The 19,077-nt window shown below is 40.9% G+C and carries 19 protein-coding genes and 1 other RNA gene; 15 read left to right on the top strand and 5 right to left on the bottom strand.

Going from position 1 to position 19,077, the window contains the following annotated elements:
* Positions 1–20: 20 nt before the first annotated feature.
* Positions 21–2,714: a PBP1A family penicillin-binding protein gene (locus NSQ64_RS11895; protein ID WP_125590291.1), complete on the bottom strand. Its 2,694-nt coding sequence runs from the start codon at positions 2,712–2,714 to the stop codon at positions 21–23.
* 19 nt (positions 2,715–2,733) lie between these two features.
* Positions 2,734–3,369 carry a Holliday junction resolvase RecU gene (recU, locus tag NSQ64_RS11890; RefSeq protein WP_017359733.1) on the bottom strand — a complete coding sequence of 212 codons (636 nt, stop codon included), beginning with the start codon at positions 3,367–3,369 and terminating at the stop codon, positions 2,734–2,736.
* A gap of 46 nt (positions 3,370–3,415) precedes the next feature.
* On the opposite strand from recU, the gene NSQ64_RS11885 reads away from it, so the two are divergent.
* Complete coding sequence (locus NSQ64_RS11885; RefSeq protein WP_341016683.1) at positions 3,416–4,372, top strand: DUF2515 domain-containing protein; 957 nt, start codon at positions 3,416–3,418, stop codon at positions 4,370–4,372.
* Between the two features lie 23 nt (positions 4,373–4,395).
* On the opposite strand, the gene sspM is transcribed toward NSQ64_RS11885, so the two are convergent.
* A complete protein-coding gene (gene sspM, locus NSQ64_RS11880) occupies positions 4,396–4,500 on the bottom strand; it encodes an acid-soluble spore protein SspM (RefSeq protein ID WP_017359731.1) in 105 nt (34 codons plus the stop codon).
* Between the two features lie 196 nt (positions 4,501–4,696).
* Between sspM and NSQ64_RS11875 the strand changes: the two genes are divergently transcribed.
* From NSQ64_RS11875 to NSQ64_RS11865, 3 genes are all read left to right on the top strand, one after another.
* A complete protein-coding gene (locus tag NSQ64_RS11875) occupies positions 4,697–4,930 on the top strand; it encodes a DUF5446 family protein (RefSeq protein WP_224558417.1) in 234 nt (77 codons plus the stop codon).
* Positions 4,931–4,979: 49 nt separating this feature from the next.
* Positions 4,980–5,360 carry a YppE family protein gene (locus tag NSQ64_RS11870; protein ID WP_341016680.1) on the top strand — a complete coding sequence of 127 codons (381 nt, stop codon included), beginning with the start codon at positions 4,980–4,982 and terminating at the stop codon, positions 5,358–5,360.
* A gap of 108 nt (positions 5,361–5,468) precedes the next feature.
* Entirely contained in the window at positions 5,469–5,921 is a 453-nt protein-coding gene (locus NSQ64_RS11865) for a YppG family protein (protein ID WP_341016678.1), read from the top strand.
* A 21-nt stretch (positions 5,922–5,942) separates the two neighbouring features.
* On the opposite strand, the gene NSQ64_RS11860 is transcribed toward NSQ64_RS11865, so the two are convergent.
* Positions 5,943–6,362 carry an Hsp20/alpha crystallin family protein gene (locus NSQ64_RS11860; RefSeq protein ID WP_116307053.1) on the bottom strand — a complete coding sequence of 140 codons (420 nt, stop codon included), beginning with the start codon at positions 6,360–6,362 and terminating at the stop codon, positions 5,943–5,945.
* A gap of 168 nt (positions 6,363–6,530) precedes the next feature.
* Between NSQ64_RS11860 and NSQ64_RS11855 the strand changes: the two genes are divergently transcribed.
* Complete coding sequence (locus NSQ64_RS11855) at positions 6,531–7,037, top strand: PTS sugar transporter subunit IIA (RefSeq protein WP_058336717.1); 507 nt, start codon at positions 6,531–6,533, stop codon at positions 7,035–7,037.
* Between the two features lie 49 nt (positions 7,038–7,086).
* On the opposite strand, the gene NSQ64_RS11850 is transcribed toward NSQ64_RS11855, so the two are convergent.
* Complete coding sequence (locus NSQ64_RS11850; RefSeq protein ID WP_024718533.1) at positions 7,087–8,205, bottom strand: NADH-dependent flavin oxidoreductase; 1,119 nt, start codon at positions 8,203–8,205, stop codon at positions 7,087–7,089.
* Between the two features lie 160 nt (positions 8,206–8,365).
* On the opposite strand from NSQ64_RS11850, the gene NSQ64_RS11845 reads away from it, so the two are divergent.
* From NSQ64_RS11845 to NSQ64_RS11800, 10 genes are all read left to right on the top strand, one after another.
* Entirely contained in the window at positions 8,366–10,612 is a 2,247-nt protein-coding gene (locus NSQ64_RS11845; RefSeq protein ID WP_341016674.1) for a DEAD/DEAH box helicase, read from the top strand.
* A gap of 23 nt (positions 10,613–10,635) precedes the next feature.
* A complete protein-coding gene (locus NSQ64_RS11840) occupies positions 10,636–11,883 on the top strand; it encodes a ribonuclease H-like domain-containing protein (protein ID WP_327868298.1) in 1,248 nt (415 codons plus the stop codon).
* A gap of 314 nt (positions 11,884–12,197) precedes the next feature.
* Complete coding sequence (gene cotD, locus NSQ64_RS11835; RefSeq protein ID WP_072368252.1) at positions 12,198–12,434, top strand: spore coat protein CotD; 237 nt, start codon at positions 12,198–12,200, stop codon at positions 12,432–12,434.
* 49 nt (positions 12,435–12,483) lie between these two features.
* Complete coding sequence (locus NSQ64_RS11830) at positions 12,484–13,026, top strand: DUF1273 domain-containing protein (RefSeq protein WP_202394241.1); 543 nt, start codon at positions 12,484–12,486, stop codon at positions 13,024–13,026.
* A gap of 75 nt (positions 13,027–13,101) precedes the next feature.
* Entirely contained in the window at positions 13,102–13,407 is a 306-nt protein-coding gene (gene gpsB, locus NSQ64_RS11825) for a cell division regulator GpsB (RefSeq protein ID WP_008344631.1), read from the top strand.
* 60 nt (positions 13,408–13,467) lie between these two features.
* Positions 13,468–13,849, top strand: an RNA gene (gene rnpB / locus NSQ64_RS11820) — RNase P RNA component class B.
* 108 nt (positions 13,850–13,957) lie between these two features.
* Positions 13,958–15,112: a THUMP domain-containing class I SAM-dependent RNA methyltransferase gene (locus NSQ64_RS11815; protein ID WP_341016668.1), complete on the top strand. Its 1,155-nt coding sequence runs from the start codon at positions 13,958–13,960 to the stop codon at positions 15,110–15,112.
* Between the two features lie 105 nt (positions 15,113–15,217).
* Positions 15,218–15,415 (top strand): hypothetical protein, encoded by a 198-nt coding sequence (locus tag NSQ64_RS11810; RefSeq protein WP_341016666.1) that lies wholly within the window; start codon positions 15,218–15,220, stop codon positions 15,413–15,415.
* Between the two features lie 75 nt (positions 15,416–15,490).
* Positions 15,491–17,428 (top strand): ATP-dependent DNA helicase, encoded by a 1,938-nt coding sequence (locus NSQ64_RS11805; protein WP_341016664.1) that lies wholly within the window; start codon positions 15,491–15,493, stop codon positions 17,426–17,428.
* A gap of 127 nt (positions 17,429–17,555) precedes the next feature.
* On the top strand, positions 17,556–19,061 hold the full coding sequence (locus tag NSQ64_RS11800; RefSeq protein WP_160757571.1) for a carboxypeptidase M32: 1,506 nt from the start codon (positions 17,556–17,558) through the stop codon (positions 19,059–19,061).
* Positions 19,062–19,077: the final 16 nt, after the last annotated feature.

The raw sequence follows: 19,077 nt of genomic DNA, 5'->3' as shown, positions 1-19,077 counted from the left end.
ATAGGGCAAGTGCTTTTTTGTTATTCGTCTTCTTTGCGAGAAGTAGAATTTGACTGAGTATTTGAGCTTTGAGAATTGGCTTTCTCGTCGTCTTTCTTTTTATCTTTATTGGCATCCCTCTGTGAGTTGCTGTTTCCATTTGTACTGTCTGAGCCATCACTTGAACCGCCATTGCCGTTTTCGGTATTTCCGCCTTGATCTTGATCTTTTTTATCATCAGGCTTCTGCTCATCAGTGCCGCCTTGGTTTTGATTATCATCTGTTTGATCTGTTTGCTCATCATCAGGTTGCTGTGGCTCTTCTTCTTCTTTGTTCTCATCATCTGCTTTTTCTTCCTCTTCTTCGTCATCTTTAATGGTGAGGAAGGTAGAAGCAGCTTTACTTGTGACATCGTCTACAGTCGCTGTCACTTGGAATTTATAGGTGGAACCTGGCTTCACATCAGAGATGACGGCTTCTTTAGAAGAGCTGTTTTGAATGTCTTTATAGCCTCCATCATCGACCGCTTGCTTCACATTAAATGTTGCATCTGCATCGTCATCATAACCCCAAGTGAGTGTAATCGACTTTTTCTCTTCATCATACACCGCTTTTAAGTCAGATGGTTTGTCAGCTTCTTTCTTTTCATATGTGTCAGAAACTTTTGTTGGGACAGTTCCTTTGACGAAGTATTCCGTTGTCTTCTTATCACTTGGTGTGTTTGGTCCAGCTAACTTCGCTGGATCTGATCCTTTTTCAACCGTTGCTTCAACGACACTGTCTGGCTTTTCAAATGAGCCGCTTCCATCATCAATTTGAGAAATTAATTTCTGGAAGACAACTTTGGCAACACGTTGTTCATAATCCGTGAGCCACATTTTGCCGTCTGCATCTTTTGAGTTGCCGATTCCGGTCCATACAGCTGCTGTGTATTGCGGCGTGTAACCGACAAACCAAGAATCTTTCGCCCCGCCAGAAGGGATGTTGTATTTATTAATATCATCTTGTGTAAAGTTGGTTGTACCTGTTTTACCAGCTACTTGAACATTCGGTACTTGTGCGAGTGTACCTGTTCCAGATTGTACAGCAGTTTTCAGCATATCTGTGATCATAAATGCAGTGTAATCACTCATGGCTGCTTTAGAGTCTGGAGTTAAGTCAAGCTTCGTCCCGTCATTAAATTCAACAGACGTTACAGCATGCGGTTCATTATAGTATCCGTTGTTACCGAATGCACTAAATGCACCAGCCATTTTAAGAGATGAGACACCTTCGTCAAATCCGCCGATTGAGTAAGACTCAGGAATGTCAGAAGGTAAGTCCAAACCTAAGTTATTGGCGAATTGAACAGCATTATCTGTACCAGCTTCTTGGAAAGCTTTTAAAGCAGGGATGTTTCGTGATTGTGCCAAAGCACTTCTCATCGACATTTTCCCTAAGTGTCTTCTGTCAAAGTTGTTAATTGGTGTACCGTTAGAGTACGTATAAGGCGCATCATCAATTTGCTGATATGTTGACCATTTTTTGTTTTCAATTACAGGACCGTAATCTAAAATTGGTTTAATTGTAGATCCCGGCTGGCGTTTTGCATCAGTGGCATAGTTAAAGCCGCCGGCTGGCACATCACGACCACCACCAATGGCACGAATTTCACCATTTTTTGTATCCAGCAGGGTGACTCCAGCTTGCATACCTTTCGTAAATCCGGCTGAATCCCCATTGATGATGTCATCCAGATGATCCTGAGCTTTTCGATCAAGAGAAGTATAGATTTTTAATCCATCTGTTGATACATCTACTTTGGCTTTTTTCTGTACTTCTTCCATGACTTCTTCAATATAAGCAGAGTACTTACTTGAGTTTTGACTCTTATATTTATCAGCCGAAACAACTGTTTTGCTGACAGGTGTTGCTTTTGCTTCCTCATACTCTTTCTCTGAAATATAGCCTTGTTTTTTCATTAGGCCTAAAACGATATTACGGCGTTTTTCCGCTGCCTCTGGATGTTTCACTGGGTTATAGGCAGATGGACTTTGCGGCATACCTGCAAGTGTGGCAGCCTGTGCAACAGTTAGTTTATTTAAATCTGTCACTCCGAAAAATTGTTCAGCCGCTTTCCCAACACCATAAGCATAAGGAGAGAAGAAAATACGGTTTAAATACATTTCTAAAATTTCATCTTTAGAGTATTTTTGCTCAAGCTGAATCGAGAGCCATACTTCCTGTACTTTACGTTTTAACGTCTTTTGATTGTTAAGCAGGGAGTTCTTCACAACCTGCTGTGTAATCGTACTTCCACCTTCTGCTCCAAAACCGTCCTCGACGTTTGCGACAAGAGCACCGCCAATACGGATAGGATCAATCCCGTGGTGTTTATAAAAACGTGCATCCTCAGTTGCAATAAACGCGTCTTTTACCACGTCGGGTATATCTTTAATCGAGACATACGTTCTTTTTTCCGCCCCGACTTCTGCAAAGACTTTTTTGTCTTTATCGTAAAGTTTTGAAGAATACGGCGTTTTTAGCTTGCTATCATCAATAGAAGGAGCGCTTGATGCAAAAACGGCAAAAGTTGTGATTCCGGCTACTAAACAAAGAAGACCGATCACGAGTAAAGATAAAAATATTTTTTTAAATAGACCTGCTTTCTTTTTGCCTTTTTTGTTCTTTTGCTTCTTATTGTTTTCTTGACTTGCTTTACGTCGCTGTTCACGACTTGTAAATTGATCAGACATCACATCTCAACCTTTCGTGTTAAACCTTTTTCGAACGTAAATGTTGCTTGCTATCATCCGAAAAATGAAGTGTCTCCACTACTTTAATATAATCAATTCTTGGCGAATATCCAAGTGTCATGAGGTGACCTGCTTCCATTAATTCATCTTTGCTAATGGATTTACGGCCGTTTTGCTGCTGCCGCTCCCAAAAGAAGAAGAGGTCAGTAGCGGACAAATAATAAACGGAACCAAATGCGGATATAATAACAAAACAAATACCGCCTTGCTTTTCAACCTGTTTCATATGCTCAATTTGATGGTCGTGGAAATTTTTGAGCGGAAACGAGGTGGTGCTTTTGGTTTCCTTTGCTTCAAAATCGATATAACGCCCTTTGTATACCCCGTTGTAGTCTGTTGTGGAGGATTGTTTAAAATAGGCTTCTTTAATGACAGCAGCGCTTCTTTTTGGATAATCCACATTGACAATTTGAACAGGGGTAGGCTTTTTATGAATGACTGCGATCCCGTTGACCAAATAGTACTGGTTCGTTTCATTTAAGTCAGCTTCAAGCGTCATCCCGCGGTTACTATAAGATGATTCGCCGCTGATTCTTTTTTTTGTCCCAATTTGTTGAATGGGCTGATACGATTTTCCGTTAGGATACCGAATCATCAAGTTTCAGCCTCCTTTTAATGCATTTTGTATTGGAGAGATCACCATGTTGTCACAACAAGAGCACATGATTACCCAGCATATTTTACATGAAACGAAAGCGAAAAATAAGGACAACCTGACAAGGACAAATGCGTACAAGCGCTTTTATGACCGTCATCCAGAGATGAAATGGTCTCTGCTTGCTTCTTTTGTCTCCAGAAATGCTGGATGGTCGATGACAGATTTAAAAGGCGAGCTCTTCCATCCGGGTTTAACGGATCAGCAAGGGCATCTGTTCTTTACAGCATATGAAAGAGCGAATTGGCTGATCTTTTCAGATGCTTACCCGCAGCTTCTCTTGTATGAATGGTCAAAAAGGTACCGTAAACCTTTATTTCATCTGCTGCCCCATTTCGGTGTGTCTCGTTTTATGAGCGCTGAGTGGGAACGATTTTGGCAAACGCGTGACACAGAGCGACTGCTGCATGCACTCATCATAAATGAACAATATACTATACAATCTCCTATTATACAAAATCCTCTCCTGAAAAAGAATGTTTTTCACTCGATTCAATATCTTTTCAGCGAGTGGGCACATTTTCAAACCGTCGTTTTTCCGACAGTAGACGGGCATTTGTACGGGTTAACCATACGAAAGTTTTCCCAAGTAAAAGAGCGCATTACGTTAGGGAAAAAACTAGCAAAACTATTGTTTCGAGCCGATTTGTTTTCGGATTTTTATCATTTTTTGCATACCGTGCCGCATACGGGATCTCGATTTGATTTTGAACCGTTTTTAGGGATTGCGCGAAGGTCAAGCCCTTTCCTCAGAACGGTGTATCCAGTCATGACACATTCATTAGACGATCAAAGGGAAGATTGGTTTCAAAAGAAATTGAGTCCATCCTTGTTTGAAGCAGAGCGTTTACCAAAACAAATTGAGCTGACCGACTGGTATTTTCATAAAAAAAGGCAGCTTCGTTTTCTTTTCTCATTAGAACACTATTTTTTGCATAAATAAAAAGCAGGGGGTACCTGCTTTTTTTACGTGGATGGACGGTTAGGGCCGCCGAGCTTTTTATCAAGCTGATCTGTACTATTTTCTTTCCCTTTTGTTTTTTGCTCTTTTGGTGCTTGCTGCTTTTTCATGACATCTACCTCCTTTGTCCTTAGAATTTACACAATCGGACGCGATCATACAAAGAAGGACAAGCACGTGTCGAAATGGAAGAAATTGCGCTTATCTTCACTTAGATTGGCGATTTAGTTCTAGTTTTGTCATGTATGAAGGAGGGAGCAAAAGAAAAGAGAATGTAACGAGAGATGATAAAGGAGGAATCTGATGATGAGCGAATTTGTATCAAAAGAATCCATTATGCAGTTGTTAGAGGAAATTGAGCGAAAGATTGATGCGGTGGAAGAAGAACTGTCTTTAGCTGTCAAAAAAACAAAAAACGCTGCCGTAGAGGAACAAGAACAAATCATTGACCGTCTTGAATCTGAAGTGAAGGAATGTGAATTGAAAATTCATGCAGCAGAGTATAAGCTGCAGGCAAGACCCGCATATCACGCCGGATAGCTTTTCTATTTGAGCAATAAGTAAACGTTTGATAGGATGGTTCATAGAGGTGAACACTTTGGATAATCAAACATTACTTAAATATACACAAGAGTTGATCACGTGGATCGAAGAAGCATACGAGCAGTACCTAAAGGGAAAGGCAGAAGAGGAATACCCAGTTTATGATTTTTACAACGATATTCAACCGGCCGTTGTCAAATTTGATCAGCAAATGGAAGAGTGGCTTACTGCTGCTACCTCATTTATTCATCAGGCCAAACCTAGATACTTACATCAAGAACAGCTTGAAGCCGTCCAAGAAAATGGAAAAGAGGTTGTGCTGCAATCTTATTTTGGCAAACAGCATGCACCTCGTGTGAAAAATTTAGTTGAGTCAGTGATTTATACACTGAACCTTTTAATAGAAGAAATCAACAAACGCAGCTGATGAAACAGCCTGCGTTTTTCTTATGGCTGCTGTAGGCACATCTTCTGCTTCCTGAACATAATATATCATTGACTTCAATATGTTTTCAGAGCGAGAGGAGCGAGATACATGTTCCCTTATTCAAACCAGCCATCTTATGAAATGAATCAATTTCAGCAACGGCCTTTTCCGTATCCAGATATGCAGCAGCCTCCGCAGCCTCCAGAATATTTCATGCCCCCATATCAAGGTGAAATGAACCAGCCGCCGTCTGCAGGTTATCAGCCGCCTTTTGGATATCAGGAAAACTTCCAGCCTTATCAGCCGCAGCCTGAAGCAATGAATCAGCCGCAAATGCAGCCGCCGGGCATGATACCTATGCAGCAGCCTATGAATCCTTATCCTTTGCCAAGGCCGCAAAAACAGCAATCATCTCAATTTAAAAGTGTGCTGTCACAATTTAAAAAAACGAATGGGCAATACGATTTTAATAAAATGTTTGATACTGCTGGACAAATGATGAGTACAATGAATCAAGTGGGCTCATTGGCGAAAGGATTTACTAGTATTTTTAAAGCATAGCAAAACCCAATAGATATACATCTATTGGGTTGTTTGTTTTGGCGCAGTCACACGAAGTGATTGATCTTTCCAAACGCTCTTCATATTGGTTTCATCTATTTTTGCAGGCATTAAAATGGTTTTGGTAAAGCTCGAATAGGAGGAAGTCGTGTCTGTTTTGATTTTTTCCTGTACCGATAAGTGTAAATATTGCGCTTTCACTTCTAGTGCGATATCACCTTCGACAAAATGGTCTGGAAATCGAATCTCAATATATACATATTGATCATCTTCTGTCACATCGGTTGTAATGGATGCAAGTGAATGGCTCGTGGTCATCAGCGCCTCTGCACTATTTAAAATGTCGTGAAACGGCGATGATGCAAAAAATTGTTCAATCGCTTCATATAGAATGTCTTCATTTGTTAACAACTCGTGTTTCTTTTCACTTTCATGTTTCATTTGAATCACCTCTCATCTACAGCCTATGCAAAAGGGGCTCAGGCGGTTATCAATTGATGAGAGGAAAAAATTATGATTAAATAGTGTTGAATGAAGCAAGGTGTATGGGCGTGAAAGTTTATACGCTGAATAGATCTAGAAGCAAAGCTTGAAGGGAGCAAATGAACATTGCTGAAAAAATTATTCGGTTTCGGAAAAAACCAAGATGATGTAAAGGAAGAAGTCATTTATTCTCCAGTTGATGGAGAGTTAATGGATATGACCGATGTACCAGATCCCGTTTTTTCTCAAAAGATGATGGGAGACGGCGTAGCTGTAAAACCAAAAAACGGAACCATTGTGTCGCCAGTAGATGGTGAAGTTATTCAACTCTTCCATACAAAACATGCAATTGGGATTCGAACACTCTCGGGGCTTGAGCTTCTGATTCATATCGGACTTGAAACGGTTGGATTAAATGGTGAAGGCTTTGAAGCACACATAAAAGAAGGGGATAAAGTGAAAGCAGGTGATCCTCTCATTACATGTGATTTAGCGCTGATTGAAGAAAAAGCGGCAAGCACAGTGACACCAATTGTCATCATGAATGGTGATTTAGTAGAACATCTTGACAAAGAACCTAAGGGCTCTGTAGAAAAGCAGACGTCCAAGCTTTTTACAGTGAAAATGAAATAATCCAAAAAAACTACCCTGAGTTGATAGGGTAGTTTTTTTATTGAGGAGATTAATCCTCCATTGGAACCCAGCCTTTACTTGCTTCCATGACAGTCCATAAACCCTCTGGAATCATGTACTTGTCTTTTTGACTGCGTTTAATGACGGTTTCAATCTCGTTTTCTCTGCCTTCTTTAATCTTTACTGCCCAATCGGGATCAACAATGACTTCTCTTGCAACAGCGATGAGTGGAATCCCTTGATTGTATGCATTCAGTGCATCCTCAGCTGTAATGACGCTGCCGACGCCGATGAGTGGAAGCGTGTCACCACAGCGCTCTTTTAATAACTCCATCCGCGTCTTACTTGTATCAGCACCACGTCTTGCCTTAGCGTCAATCTCCATTAAAGAAATATGCAAGTAATCAAGGTTTTTCGTCTTAAGTACGTCCACTAAAGTAAATGTTTCTGTCATGGTTAAACCAGGTGTTTCTGGTTCTTCAGGTGATAATCGATACCCAAAGATAAATGGTTTTGTTACATGCTCTTTGATTGCTTCTTTCACCGCATCTACAACTGCAATTGGAAATGCGAGACGTTTTTCTTCGCTTCCGCCCCATTGATCTGTACGCTGATTACTATGCGGGGAGTAGAATTGCTGTAATAAATATCCGTTCGCTCCATGGATTTCGATCCCATCAAATCCTGCTTGGATTGCGCGCCTTGCTGCTTCTTTAAATGAGTCGATGATGTGAGGTATTTCTTCTTCTGTCAAAGCTCTCGCAATTTGTTTTCCATCTTTAAATACATCACTTGGTGCAACGACATCACCGTTTGGGACTAAATGAGGGAGAGCCTGAGAGCCGCCATGATGAATTTGCATAATGGCTTTTGTTCCTTTCGCTTGAATCGCAGAAGCAAGCTTTTGAAGGCCAGGTATATCTTCATCCCTTGCAATAGAAGGCTGTCCTTCAAACGCCTTACCATCTGGCGTCACGTTTGCACATGCGGTGATGACCATGCCCATTTCGCTTGATCTAGCGGTAATAAAATCAATTTCTTCCTTTGAGATCGTGCCATCCTCATGAGAACCGAAGTGTGTCATTGGTGCAACGACTAAACGGCCATCAATAGAGGCACCCCCTGGGAATGTAAAAGGTTCAAATAAAGGCTTAAATTCGTTTTTCAATCTGATCATCTTCTTCCTTGATAAAATCATTTCACTATAGAAGTGTAATAGATATTGTTACAACACATCAAAATATTTGCTCACAAGCGGTGCATCAAAAAATTGCCGCCTAGTCATGCAAACAAATATTCGGTACACTAGAATGAGAGGTGGATACCAGATGAAGAAGAAAACAATGAACGAACTCATAGAAGATTTAAAAAAAGACGAACAGGTCGAGCATTGGCATGAAATTGAAGCGAAGCCTGCACTGACTTCTCCAATTCCTGAAAGAGTCAATGACAGGCTCAAAGTGGCGCTTGAAAAAAGAGGTGTGACCGAACTGTACATTCATCAAAAGGAAGCCTTTGAACGTGTGATGGATGGTGAGAATGTGGTGACTGTGACACCTACAGCTTCAGGTAAAACGCTTTGTTACAATCTGCCAGTTCTTCAGTCGATCGCAGAAGATCAGACAAGCCGCTCCCTCTATTTATTTCCAACAAAAGCACTTGCGCAAGATCAAAAAAGTGAATTAAACGAAATCATTCATGAGATGGATGTTCCAATTCACAGTGAAACCTATGACGGGGACACCTCCCCAGCGATTCGCCAGCGCGTCAGACAGGCAGGACATATTGTCATCACAAATCCAGATATGCTGCACTCAGCGATTTTGCCTCATCATACGAAATGGGTCAGTTTATTTGAGAACTTAAAGTATATTGTCATTGATGAACTTCATACATACCGAGGCGTGTTTGGCAGTCATGTCGCCAATGTCATTCGTAGACTAAAACGAATTTGTGCTTTTTACGGAAGTGACCCGACCTTTATTTGTACATCAGCGACCATAGCGAATCCGAAAGAGCTTGCAGAGCAGCTGACCGGAAGCAAGGTGCATCTCATTGAACAAAACGGAGCACCTAGCGGTAAAAAGAATTTTGTCTTTTACAACCCGCCAGTCGTCAATAAGCCATTAAATATTAGACAAAGTGCGGCCACTGTTGTGAATCAGCTCGCTAAAACATTTTTAAAAGAAAAAATTCAGACGATTGTTTTTGCTAGAAGTAGGGTAAGAGTTGAAGTCATCCTAAGTCATATTCAAGAACTAGTGAAAAAAGAAATTGGTCCTAAATCGATCCGTGGTTATCGCGGGGGCTATTTGCCGAAAGAGCGGCGCATGATTGAAAAAGGCTTAAGGGAAGGAGACATTCTCGGTGTTGTCAGCACAAACGCACTAGAATTAGGAGTAGATATTGGACAGCTAAAAGTCTGTATCATGACCGGATATCCTGGCAGTGTAGCGAGTACATGGCAGCAGGCTGGACGAGCTGGAAGGCGTCATGAGGAAGCACTCATTATCATGGTCGCAAGCTCATCGCCACTTGACCAATATATTGTCAGACACCCTGAATACTTCTTTAACAGACCACCTGAATCGGCAAGAATCAATCCTGAGAACCTTATCATCCTAGTCGATCATCTAAAATGTGCGTCCTACGAGCTACCGTTTCGAGAAGATGAACAGTTTGGTGGTATGGAAGTAGAAGAAATTTTGCAATACTTACATGAAGAAGGGGTTCTCCATTTCAGCGGCAACCGTTATTATTGGTCAGATCAATCGTTCCCGGCTCATGGCATCAGTCTGAGATCTGCAAGTCAGGAAAATGTCGTCATTGTCGATCAATCCGATGTAACGAACGTTCGAGTTATTGGGGAGATGGATCGATTCAGTGCGATGACTTTACTTCATGATGAAGCGATTTATTTACATGAAGGGGTTCAGTATCAAGTGGAAAAGCTAGATTATGAACATCTTAAGGCTTATGTGAAACAAGTCGATGTAGAATATTATACAGATGCGAATTTAGCAGTTCAGCTCAAGGTGCTTGAAATTGATCAAACAACAGAGAAAGAGGCGGTATCTGTTCACTACGGTGATGTGACCGTTAATGCAATGCCGACTATTTTCAAAAAAATTCGATTATCAACCGGGGAAAATATCGGTTCCGGCCCGATTCACTTACCTGAAGAAGAGATTCATACGAGTGCTGCTTGGTTTGAATTACATGAAGCAGAGCGGACATTTGAAGAAAAAACACTTGAACAGCTCTTGCTCGGTATTGCCAATGTTCTTCAGCATATTGTTCCGGCGTTTGTCATGTGTGACCGTTCAGACATTCATGTCATTTCTCAAATAAAGGCAGCCCATACCGGGAAACCGACCGTATTTTTATATGATCATTACCCAGGTGGAATCGGTTTAAGTAAAGAGGTGCAGGCTCGCTTTGATGAAATTGCCCGTGCAGCCACTCAGCTGATTGAGCGATGCAGCTGCGAAAACGGCTGTCCATCTTGTATTGGCATGGAAATGAAAGAGATCGATGGAAAAAGCAGTATCATTCAATTGATGGCAGGATTTTAAGGGAAGGGGGAAAAGACGTACTCATGTCATTAAAAGGAAAATTAAACAGAATGAAAAAACACCTCTCGCACAATCAGTCAGATGAAAAGCGTGGGGCAGTAAAAGAGGGACAAACGCCCACTGTGACGGCTGAAACCATTCCATTTCTAAAAGAGTGGGGGGAATTAGGTGCAGCTCCTTACTACTTTGAAGACTCTTTCTGCCTCATTCGGGAAGTGACCTATCCACTTGACCATCAGCATGGGCGATATTCATTTGCAGAACTGCCGGAGATGGTGAGTGCATGGAACAAAAGTGAGATTCAGCATTCTCTTTCTGCAAAAGGCTACAAGCCTCACGAGCTATTTTTCTTCGATACAGAAACAACAGGACTATCTGGCGGAACGGGAAATATGATTTTTCTACTTGGGCATGCGAGAGTTTATTCAGATAAAGTGGTGGTAAAACAACATCTGCTCACGAATCCAGGAAATGAAGCGGCACTTTACAATAGCTTTCTTAGTGAGGTGGATGTTGAATCGCTAGTGACATATAATGGAAAATCATTTGATTGGCCTCAAGTCAAAACGAGGCATACATTATTACGCGATCAAATACCTGCTCTACCTGAATTTGGTCATTTTGACCTTCTGCATGGGTCAAGGAGATTGTGGAAACATAAATATGAGCGTATGGCTCTTTCGGTTGTAGAAAAAGAGGAACTGCACGTCAATCGAGAGGGAGATACACCGGGGTTCCTCGCACCAATGATCTATTTTCACTTTTTAAAGGAACAAAACCCGAAACTGATTGAAGGAATTTTGACTCACAATGAACTTGATGTCTTATCGTTAATCAGTCTCTACATTCATTTGTCTAAAAAAATCTTATCCAAAGATGCGGTGAAGGAAGACGATGAGAAATATGCATTAGCTAAGTGGCATCTTGCTCACCGTGATGTGCAGGAAGCAACAAAGCACCTGCAAGAATTAACGGGAGCAGCGTTTGAGCATGCGGATCAAGCAGCTTATGATCTATCGTTACAGTACAAGCGATTAAAACAATGGGATGAAGCGGCATGCATATGGAGACGTCTATTTGAATCAAGTGATGTTCATTTAAGATTAAAAGCGGGTGTAGAGCTTGCAAAGTATGAAGAACACCGTCAGAAAGATCCAAAAGCAGCCCTTTCCATTACCCAAACATTGTTATCACGATCGTCTTTAAGTGAACGAGACATTGTGGAACTTGACAAGCGAGAAAAGCGGCTCTTAAGAAAAGCTGGGCAATGAAATTATTGCCTGGGAAAGCGCAAAAAAAGACAACGTTCGGCTCTCGGCCGAAAATAAAAATTGTTTAGCACTTTTATTGTAGAAAAGTCACGAATCCTGTAAAATAACGTTAGATATTGAATGAGGAGCGTAGAGCATGTATAAGGGTCTTTTCTACTTGTTTTTTCTTGTTGTCATATTGGTCGCTTTTGTGTTTTCAAACTATAAAGATGTTTTTCTTGCAAACTTTTAAAATAGGTTAATGCATTAGTACATGTACACCTCTTGATTCATACATTATTAATGTAAGAAAATCAAGGAGAGGGGAATGCTACATGTACCATCATCATCATTGCAATCCAAATGTTACACAGCCAATTGTACATCCAACGAATCACTGCTGTACGCACAGTGAGTCAACTACAATTGTGCCGCACATCCACCCGCAGCATGTAACAAATGTTCATCACCAAAATTTCCAACATGTTCACTACTTCCCGCATACGTTTTCTCAGGTGGACCCGGCAACACATCAACACTTTAACTGCGGTGGACCTTGCTGTAACAGATAAAGTGAAATGGGACTTTTATAAGTCCCTTTTTTTAAAAGCAGGTGAAAAAATGAAAATTATTGCTGTCACAGGGTACAAGCCATTTGAGCTTGGGATCTTCAAACAAGACGAGCCTGCACTTCAATACATAAAAGCGGAACTTCGGAAAAGGCTGACGGCACTCATTGAAGACGGGCTGGAATGGGTGCTCATTTCAGGTCAGTTAGGGGCAGAAATATGGACAGCTGAAGTGGTCTTTGAGCTTCAAGAGGAGTTTCCAGATTTAAAACTTGCTGTCATTACACCATTTTATGAACAGGAAGAGCGCTGGAATGAACAAAATAAAGAGCTGTATGAAGGCGTTCTTGCACAAGCTGATTTTGTAGAAAGTGTCACGCATAGACCGTATGAAAGTCCGGCACAATTTAAACAAAAGAACCGCTTTTTTATTGAAAAAACGGACGGCCTTCTCGTCTTATATGATCCCGAGCACGAAGGCTCGCCAAAGTATATGATCAAAGAAGCTGAAACCTATACCGACTACCCAATTATGTATATCACAATGGATGATTTAAGAGCACAGGTTGAGGCGGAAGATCCGTTTTTTGACTAAAAGCAAGAGAAAATTTGACAACGTCACGTATTTCTGAAAAAATATACTATGAATTCACGATATGAGGTGAAAAAGATGCTTGCTGATAAAGTAAAGCTTTCTGCGAAAGAAATTTTAGAAAAAGAATTTAAAACAGGTGTCCGAGGGTATAAACAAGAAGAAGTCGATAAATTTCTAGATATGGTCATTAAAGACTATGAGACATTCCATCAAGAAATTGAAAAACTCCAACAAGAAAACCTTCACTTGTCAAAACAGCTTGAAGAAGCGGTTGAGCAAGGGAAAAGACAGCCTGCACAGTCCAATACAACAAACTTTGATATTTTAAAAAGACTATCTAATCTTGAGAAACACGTTTTCGGCAGCAAACTTTATGATTGAGTAATACCAAAAAAGCTTGTGTCAGATGACATTGTCGTTTATAATAACGCATGTTGATTAACGTTCGGGTAATCGCTGTAATGCATTGACATTGCAGAGGAAAGTCCATGCTCGCACGGTGCTGAGATGCCCGTAGTGTTCGTGCCTGGCGAAAAAATAAGCCAGGGCAGCCTGGGAAAGGCTGACGGCAGGAAAAATGCCTACGTCCTTTTAGGATATGGCAAAGTATCCTTGAAAGTGCCACAGTGACGAAGTCTCACTAGAAATGGTGAGAGTGGAACGCGGTAAACCCCTCGAGCGAGAAACCCAAACTTGGTAGGGGAACTTTCTCAAAGGAACCAAACGGAGAGAAGGACAGAGAATTCTGTAGATAGATGATTACCACCTGAGTACGAGGCTTTTGCCGTTTGCAGTACGATGGAACAAAACATGGCTTACAGAACGTTATATCCGTTATCATAAACATGATGAAATCAAAGCTCTCCTATTTCTACATATGGAGAGCTTTTATCTTGATTAAGAAAAGAACGAGAAAACAGGTGATAAACAAATGAAAACCTATACACTCATCGCAACAGCGCCAATGGGAATTGAAGCGATAGTTGCAAAAGAAGTAAGAGACCTTGGGTATGAGTGCACCGTAGATAACGGAAAAGTTATTTTTCAAGGAGATGCGCTTGCCATTTGCCGTGCGAATCTATGGCTGCGTACAGCAGACCGGATCAAGGTCCAAGTTGCTGAGTTTTCGGCTAGAACATTTGATGAGCTTTTTGAGCAGACTAAAGCCATTGACTGGGCCGCGTTTTTACCGAAAAATAGCACATTTCCTGTTATTGGTAAATCTGTTAAATCTCAGCTTGCCAGTGTGCCGGATTGTCAGCGCATCGTCAAAAAGGCTATCGCGCAAAAGCTTAGATCATCTTACAACATACAGTCTGAATGGCTAGAAGAGACGGGCCCTGAATACAAAATCGAGGTAGCGCTTTTAAAAGATAAAGTATTGCTGACGCTTGATACGTCTGGTGTGGGTCTTCATAAACGTGGATACCGTGCAGATCAAGGGGGCGCTCCGATTAAAGAAACCCTTGCAGCGGCGCTTGTCTTATTAACGAACTGGACACCTGACCGTCCGTTTGTCGATCCTTTTTGCGGATCAGGAACAATTGCTATTGAAGCAGCGATGATTGGACAAAACATTGCCCCTGGATTTAACCGTGAGTTCGCATCTGAATCATGGGAGTGGATCGGTGAGGACGTTTGGAACAAAGCACGCCTTGAAGTAGAAGAAAAGGCGAATTATGATCAGCCGCTTCACATTATCGCGAGCGATATTGATCATCGTATGGTAGAGATTGCGAAACTGAACGCAGAAGAAGCTGGACTTAGTGAACTGATTCAATTTAAGCAAATGCAAGTGAAAGACTTTCAAACAAAAGATGAGTATGGTGTGATTGTCGGAAATCCGCCTTACGGTGAACGTCTCAGCGATAAGCCAGCTGTGGAAAAAATGTATCAAGGCATGGGCGAAGCAATGAAAAACCTAGATACGTGGTCCATTTACATTTTAACGTCACATGAAAAATTCGAAGAGTGTTTCGGAAGAAAAGCGACGAAAAAGAGAAAACTGTTTAATGGATTTATTAAAACAGACTATTATCAATACTGGGGAAAACGCCGGCCTAGAAAGCAAACAACTGAATCGTAACAAATGTCCACACCACGAGAAGGTGTGGATTTTTTATGCTAAAAAGGTATAAGTCTTCACGGGACGGAATAAACTGAACTTGATTTTAAAAAAAGAGGTGTCTTCATGATTCATTATGATCAATTTCAGTTAATTCAAAAAGCACTCGCTTCGACGGCCCGAGAAATAGAGGGGATTGAAACGGGACAATCTGCTAAACTTACGGTAGCCATCGAGAACTTAGCAATGGCTCAAAACTACATAGACCATTCAGAGCACGCATTTTTAATGAAGGAAAGCTACCAGCATCGCCTGCGCTCTTAAAAAAAGATTGTCATACCCCAGCATAAATGTTACTATTGAATGTCTGAATGATTCAAAAGTTGGGGGTTGAAGCAGGTGACAGCATCTCGTTTGCCTTTTTCATTAACAAAAGAACATAATTTTTACGAAGAACTGGGCAACTGGATTGGTGATGTGTTTTATGACATTTTGCCAGAAAAGGGCTTTGATCTTCGAGATGAACAAATATTCATGGCCTTTCAGTTAGAAAGGGCCTTTAAAGAAAAAAGTGTGATGTTTGCCGAAGCTGGGGTAGGCACAGGCAAAACAATCGTTTATCTTTTATTTGCGGTCACATATGCAAGATATACAGGGAAACCTGCGATCATTGCATGTGCAGATGAAACGTTAATTGAACAGCTGGTCAAACAAGAAGGTGATATCTATAAAATTGCCAATCACCTTGATATTCAAATAGATGCGAGATTAAGTAAATCGCATGATCAATATTTATGCTTAAAGAAACTAGAGAAAACGATGCAACGTGAAGATGATGAGAAGTGGCTCGACATTTATGAATCGCTTCCTTCATTTGTTCATGAATCTCATGGGATGCAGACATTTTATCCGTATGGTGATCGAAAAGAGTATCCAGAATTAACAAATGATGAGTGGTCAAGAATTGGTTATGACTCTTTTCAGGACTGCTTAACGTGCGACATGCGGCACCGCTGTGGCTTGAATTTATCAAGAGACCATTACCGAAAAGCAACAGACCTCATCATTTGTTCTCATGACTTTTACATGGAGCATATATGGACAAAGGAGTCACGTAAACGTGAAGGACAGCTGCCGCTCCTTCCTGAGCATAGCTCTGTTGTATTTGATGAAGGACATCTTCTTGAGTTTGCAGCACAAAAAGCGCTAACATACCGAGTGAAACAATCAACACTTGAGACGTTTTTGGAGCGTCTTTTGCAAAATGATATTCGTGAAGAGTTTGCAGAGCTTGTTGAAGATGCACTTGCAACAAACGATCAGTTCTTTTATCTCTTAAAAACGAATGCCAAAGAAATCAAAGGATCACACCGTCTTGAAATTGGTCGTGTAGATGAGGTAAAGCGTTCAGCAAGTGAATTATGTGATTTGCTTGAGAAGATTGGAGAAGCGCTCGTATTTGAATCAGAGATGTACACAATTGATCAATACGAATTGTCTGTTGTGGAAGAGTACATTGAGCAGATGGCGTATTCTCTGTCGCTTTATCAGAAAAATGCCATTAGCTGGCTGGAGAAACAGGATTTAGATACTACATTTGTCGTCATGCCAAAAACGGTAGCAGAGGTGCTTGGTGAAAAGGTATTTTCGCAAAAAATCCCTTATATTTTCTCATCTGCTACGTTGTCTGAAAATCAATCATTTGATTATTTAGCTGAAAGCCTTGGGATCAAAGATTATTTATCCATGAGTGTGGCTTCGCCGTATGATTATGAGGAGCAAATGCAAATGTATTTCCACGGAATTCAGCAGCCAATGACAGAGTCAGCTGTAAAAGGTCAGCACGTGCTATCTCAGGTAAAAGAAAATGGCGGTCGATCTCTTATTTTATTCCCTTCATTTGATGAACTGCATGTATTTAGAAAGCAGCTCGATGCATCAAATGAATCACTGCCTTTCCATGTGTATTTTGAAGGAGACGAGGAGATCAGTACCATTGTTCAAAAGTTCCAAGCGGATGAAACATCTGTGTTATGTTCCGTTCACTTGTGGGAAGGGCTGGATATTCCAGGACAGTCTCTAACAAATGTGGTCATTTGGGGACTTCCATATCCACCGCATGACCCAGTATTTGAAGCAAAACGGAATGAAGCGAAAGATGCATTTACTGAAGTGGACCTTCCGTACATGCTGCTTCGTCTAAGGCAGGGCATTGGGAGACTGATTCGGACAAGCCAAGATGCTGGCAGCATTCATATATACTTTGGCAGTCAGAAAGATATTGAGCTACAAAGTAAAATTGAATCCGTTCTTCCAGTGAGGCCAGTGATCTCTTAATGATAGAAAACCATTCAATAAGAGGAGGATACGATCAGCGTATCCTCCTTTTTCATTGACAAAAGAACATTTATTGAAGTAGCCTTGAAACGTACATACATATTTTATTGATTGGGGGAACGAACGCATGAGTCTTGAATCAAAAGAGAAAGCGTTTTATCAATTACTAGGAAAAATCGCCCATTATACAGAGGCGCTTCATTTACTTTATTGGGACTCTCGAACACAAGCGCCTAAAAAAAGCGCTGATTTCAGAGCAGAAACCATCGGTCAATTATCCAGCGATATCTTTAATATGAAGACTTCTGATGAAATGAGAGATCTTCTTGAAGCATTAAATAAAGAGAAAGAAAAGCTGTCAAAAGACACGCAGAAGGCACTCGAATTATCGCAAAAAGAATATGATGAAAACAGTAAAATTCCAAAAGAAGAATTTAAAGAATACTCCATTCTACAATCAAAAGCAGAACATGTTTGGGTAGAAGCAAGGGAGAAATCAGATTTTTCACTCTTTGCACCCTATTTAAAACAGCTGATTGATTTTAACAAGCGTTTCATTCAGTACTGGGGCGTGAAAAAAACACCATATGATGTGCTGCTCAATAATTATGAGCCGGATATGACGGTTGAACAACTCGATCAAAAATTCGGTGCACTTCGAGATGCCATCGTTCCTCTCGTGAAAAAAATTGAAGCTTCGCCAAATAAACCGGATACTTCGTTTTTATCGAAAAGCTTCCCGATCGACAAACAAAAAGAGCTGAGTCTCTTTTTCTTAAAAGAGTTAGGGTATGACTTTGACGCAGGACGACTTGATACAACGGTTCATCCATTTGCTGTGACATTAAGCAGAGGGGATGTACGTGTGACGACGCGTTATGATGAGCACGATTTTCGCATGGCGATCTTTGGCACCATTCACGAATGTGGCCACGCCATTTATGAACAAAATATTGATGAGGCACTGAGCGGAACGCTCTTATGTGACGGGACATCAATGGGTATTCATGAATCACAGTCTCTTTTCTTTGAGAATTTTATCGGCAGACATGAAGATTTCTGGAAAACGTATTATCAAAAGCTGCAAGAGGCATCTCCTGAACAATTTAAAGATGTCACTTTAGAAGAATTTGTGCATGCGGTGAATGAATCGAAGCCGACTTACATTCGAATTGAAGCAGATGAACTCACGTATCCACTTCACATTATTATTCGCTATGAAATTGAAAAAGCCATTTTCAATGAAGAAGTAGCCGTTGAAGATCTGCCAGCGTTATGGAATGAAAAATATAAAGCATATCTTGGCATTACGCCGCCTAACGATGCGCTTGGTATTTTGCAGGATGTTCACTGGTCTGATGGTAGTTTTGGTTATTTCCCTTCATATGCACTTGGTTATATGTATGCGGCGCAATTAAAGCAGCAAATGATCAAAGATTTACCGAATTTTGATGAACTGATTCAAAATGGGTCTTTTGCACCGATAAAAGAATGGCTAACTGAACATGTCCACAAGCATGGAAAACGGAAAAAGCCATCAGAGATCATTCAAGACGCAACTGGTGAAGAATTAAATGTTCAATACTTAATTGATTATTTAACAGATAAGTACACGAAACTGTATTTATCATAAATGAAAGGCACCCTTT

The organism is Bacillus sp. FSL W8-0183 (assembly GCF_038006825.1).
Taxonomy (GTDB): Bacteria; Bacillota; Bacilli; order Bacillales; family Bacillaceae; genus Bacillus; species Bacillus altitudinis.
This window is presented reverse-complemented; position numbering and strand designations above follow the sequence as displayed.